This window comes from Romboutsia sp., assembly GCF_051659545.1.
Taxonomy (GTDB): domain Bacteria; phylum Bacillota; class Clostridia; order Peptostreptococcales; family Peptostreptococcaceae; genus JBOFOR01.
Map to the genome: position 1 here is coordinate 1 of NZ_JBOFOR010000019.1, position 3,927 is coordinate 3,927.

Below are 3,927 nucleotides of genomic sequence, written 5' to 3' on the forward strand. Positions count from 1 at the left end.
CATACAGATTAAAGGAAACTAAAGAATGGCTAAACAGTATGCCCAATTAATCTAAATTTATACTATAAAAAAGTTTATACATGTTTTGGTGGAAGAATTTTTAGCTGCAATTTGGTATAAAAAATAAGTATAAAATACATGGGATAGGAACTATCCTATAAGCTTGGAGATACTTAGTACAATTGTACTATTGACCAAGAAGCTCACACTTCAAACGTTACCGTAGGTAGTTAAGTGGTGAGTAGTTCACTAAGACAAATGGGGATATTACTGTAGAAATTTCTACAAAAGATAATATACAAATAAAAGTAAAAGATACTGGAATAGGTATACCTGATAGATCAATAATTGAAGAAGAAGAAAAAATAATACAATATGACCCTATGAATATACAAAGAATGCAAGTTAAATTTTACGATATCTACAAATAAAATTTTAAGAAAATTAAGTGTTAGGAGTATATATCTTACCAAATATAGAAAAAGTGTTATAATAAAAAGTATTGGAAAGTAACAAACAGATATATAATAATTGAGCAAGATAACTCCTTGCTTTAGCTATGGGGGAGTGTGTCAATTCTTGTGAAAGGATAAATGAAGAATGCAAAATAAAATTTTAGTTGTAGATGATGAAAAGGAAATAAGAGATTTATTAGAAATATACTTGCTAAATGAAGGATACAAGGTAATAAAGGCAAGTAACGGAGAAGAAGCTATTGAGGTATTAGAAAAAGAAAGTGTCCAATTAATTGTACTTGATATAATGATGCCAAAGATGGATGGCATAGAAGTTTGTAAAATAGTTAGAAGAACTATGAATACACCAATACTAATGTTAAGTGCAAAATGTGAAGATATGGATAAAATACAAGGCATAATGACAGGTGCAGACGATTATATTACTAAACCTTTTAATCCATTAGAATTTATAGTAAGAGTAAAAGCCTTACTTAGAAGAGCTTATTATTTTAATAAGACTGAAGAAAAAAGAGACAATACAATTACAATAGATTCATTAAGAATAGATAAAAGCAAGCACTTAGTAACAATAGAAGATAAAGAAGTAACTTTAACCTCTAGAGAGTTTGATATATTATACTTACTAGCTAGTAATAGAGGAAAAGTGTTTACTTCTGAAGATATATTTTCTAAAGTATGGAAAGAACAATATTTTCAATCTAATAATACTGTAATGGTGCATATGAGTAGAATAAGAGATAAAATAGAAAAAAATATGAATGGAACTAAAGTAATACATACAGTGTGGGGGGTAGGATATAAAATTGAAAAATAAACCTAAGTACCTTCTTAATGTGTATAAGTATATTTTTATGCAAGGAGTATACTTAATTATTAGCTTTTTGATTTCAGTATTTATACTTATCTCTACTTATAATGTTTTGCAGGATTTATATAGTGCTAGGATATATAGAGACATATTAGATGTTATACTAAATATTAAGTATTATGTATTTGGTGATTCTATTTACTATTTAATAGCAATTATACTTACAGTATGTATTTATTTAATAATTAGCTACAAAAGTAATAGTAAAGTAGCAACCTTAATGGAAAGTGTAGAAATTATGGCTAATGGAGATTTAGATCAGCGAATAGATATTGATTCAAAGGATGATGTAGGTAAAGTAGCTAATAATATTAATATTATAATAGAAAGATTAGAAAATATCACTGTAGAAGAAAGAAAAGCTCAACAAACTAAAAGTGACTTAATAACAAATGTATCTCATGATTTAAGAACACCATTAACTTCAATAATAGGTTACTTAAACTTAATAGAAGAAGATAAATATAAAGACGAAGTACAATTAAGATATTACACTAATATAGCTTATGAAAAATCTAAGAATTTAAATGTACTTATTAATGATTTATTTGAACTTACAAAATTACAAAATAAAACTTTACCACTTAATAAAATGGAGATAGACTTAGTGGAGCTAATTAGCCAAGTGGTATCTCACCTAGAGTACAATATAAGCAAAGAGAATATGGAAGTTAGAATAAATTTCTCTGAGGATAAACTAATTGTAAATGCAGATCCAGATAAATTAGTAAGAGTATTTGATAATTTAATTAGCAATGCATTTAAATATGGAAGTGAAGGCAAATATATTGATATAGTAACCAGTAAGATTGATAATATGGCAAATGTAAAAGTAATAAACTATGGAGAATCAATACCTCAATGTGATATACCATATATATTTGATAGATTTTATAGAGTTGAAAAATCAAGAAATAGAAATGACGGTGGTTCAGGTTTAGGTCTTGCCATAACTAAAAATATAATCGAAGTTCATGATGGAAATATTTTAGTAAACAGCAATAATAAAATGACTATATTTGAAATAAACCTGCCTATAAGCTCACTAAATTAGTGAGCTATAATTATTAGAAAAGTACTTCTACAACTATTGTAGAAAGTGGAGCACATGATGTATTATTAAAAGATAGTAGGCAAATATAATACAATTAAAAATCATAAAATATTAAAATTCACACATAGAAGGAGAAAGAGACATGGCAGAAATAAAATACGATATAGTAGAAGAATTTGGTGCAGTTAGTGAAACAGGTTCAGGATGGACTAAAGAATTAAATTTAATCAGCTGGAATGGTAGAGATGCAAAATACGATTTAAGAGATTGGTCACCAGAACATGCAAAAATGGGTAAAGGATTAACTTTATCAAAAGAAGAATTAAAAGGTTTAAAAGAATTATTAAATAGCATGGATTTATAATAATGAAGAAATAAAAAAATTGATATTTTAAGTATATATATAGTAACTTTATATTATTTATTGTCATATTATAAAAATAAATAAAATTATTTAGGGGGACATTATGAATAGAAGATATGACAATAAAAAAGAACAAAGAATCCCAGGTGGAGTAATAGTATTTCCTCCATATGGACCAGGAGGACCAGGCCCAATATTTCCACCATGGATAAATCCAAAACCACCAAAACCACCAGGACCAGGACCATTTCCACCTGTTCCTCCACTTCCACCATCTCCAGGGGAAGTAAAACTTAAAGTGAAAATAAAGTCAGTATATGAAAATAAATTTATAGTAGTAGGAGAAAGTGGATATTTATATGCTGCAGAAGACAAATATAGTAAAAATAGTATATTTAAACTGATAATAGATGGAAATAATGTGAAGATAAAATATGGAGAAGATAGTTTTGTTAGATTAGACAATAGAGATTTTTTAATTGCAAATTCTAATAAAAAACAAGCGACTATATTCAAAATTTACAAAGTAGATAAAGAAGAATATGTACTACAAGCACCTAATGGATATTTTGTTAGAGTAAGGGAAAAAGATAATCTTCTTGTTGCAAAAGCAGAAAATGCAGGAGAAAAAACTAGATTTAAATTTAAAATAGTAGAGTAAAATAATTCTTCTAAAACTAATAAAATAAAGCAAACCTTACACAAAATTAACTTAACTATACACCAAACAAAGTCAACTATACTAGTAGTTGGCTTTGTTTTTTTATATTTATAATATGTAAATTTATATTATTTTAGGGAATCATAAAAAGTAAAACAATTTCATAAAGATACAATAATTGAGCAAGATAGCCCCTTGCTTTAGCTATGGGGTGGAATTGCTCGGTCTTGAACTTGATTAAACAGGTATAGAACACTCACCTTGAATATAGTTTTATATGTAGTATACAATAAACAATATAGAAAGTGAGGTGAATAAAAATGATAAAAACTCATAGAGAGAAATTAAAACTAAATAGAAATCAATTTGGATTAGTTAGAGAAAAGCAAATGGAAAGTGCTAAGTGCTGGAATGAAGTAGTTAAAATATCTAGGGAATATTATGATGAAAATAAAAAATGGATAAGCAACTATGATATTCAGAAGTTGGTCAAAGGTAGAT

At 27.0% G+C, this 3,927-nt stretch carries 4 protein-coding genes and 1 pseudogene; all 5 read left to right on the forward strand.

What is annotated here, in order from left to right; genetic code table 11:
- The first annotated feature begins 600 nt into the window (after nucleotides 1–600).
- On the forward strand, nucleotides 601–1,293 hold the full coding sequence (locus ACRC03_RS00815; RefSeq protein ID WP_438650646.1) for a response regulator transcription factor: 693 nt from the start codon (nucleotides 601–603) through the stop codon (nucleotides 1,291–1,293).
- The gene (locus tag ACRC03_RS00820; RefSeq protein WP_438650647.1) at nucleotides 1,283–2,401 is read left to right on the forward strand and encodes a sensor histidine kinase; all 1,119 of its coding nucleotides are present in this window, start codon (nucleotides 1,283–1,285) and stop codon (nucleotides 2,399–2,401) included. Before ACRC03_RS00815 ends, ACRC03_RS00820 begins: the two co-directional genes overlap by 11 nt.
- Nucleotides 2,402–2,543: 142 nt before the next feature.
- Nucleotides 2,544–2,765 carry a YdbC family protein gene (locus tag ACRC03_RS00825; protein ID WP_438650648.1) on the forward strand — a complete coding sequence of 74 codons (222 nt, stop codon included), beginning with the start codon at nucleotides 2,544–2,546 and terminating at the stop codon, nucleotides 2,763–2,765.
- A gap of 103 nt (nucleotides 2,766–2,868) precedes the next feature.
- Nucleotides 2,869–3,426: a fascin domain-containing protein gene (locus ACRC03_RS00830; protein WP_438650649.1), complete on the forward strand. Its 558-nt coding sequence runs from the start codon at nucleotides 2,869–2,871 to the stop codon at nucleotides 3,424–3,426.
- 320 nt (nucleotides 3,427–3,746) lie between these two features.
- Nucleotides 3,747–3,927 (forward strand): annotated as a pseudogene (locus ACRC03_RS00835) (RNA-guided endonuclease InsQ/TnpB family protein); the annotation flags it as partial.

Excerpts from the sequence above, each read along its gene's own strand:
- ACRC03_RS00815 (WP_438650646.1), top strand. The coding sequence starts at position 601 with ATGCAAAATAAAATTTTAGTTGTAGATGATGAAAAGGAAATAAGAGAT.
- ACRC03_RS00825 (WP_438650648.1), top strand. The coding sequence starts at position 2,544 with ATGGCAGAAATAAAATACGATATAGTAGAAGAATTTGGTGCAGTTAGT.
- ACRC03_RS00830 (WP_438650649.1), top strand. The coding sequence starts at position 2,869 with ATGAATAGAAGATATGACAATAAAAAAGAACAAAGAATCCCAGGTGGA.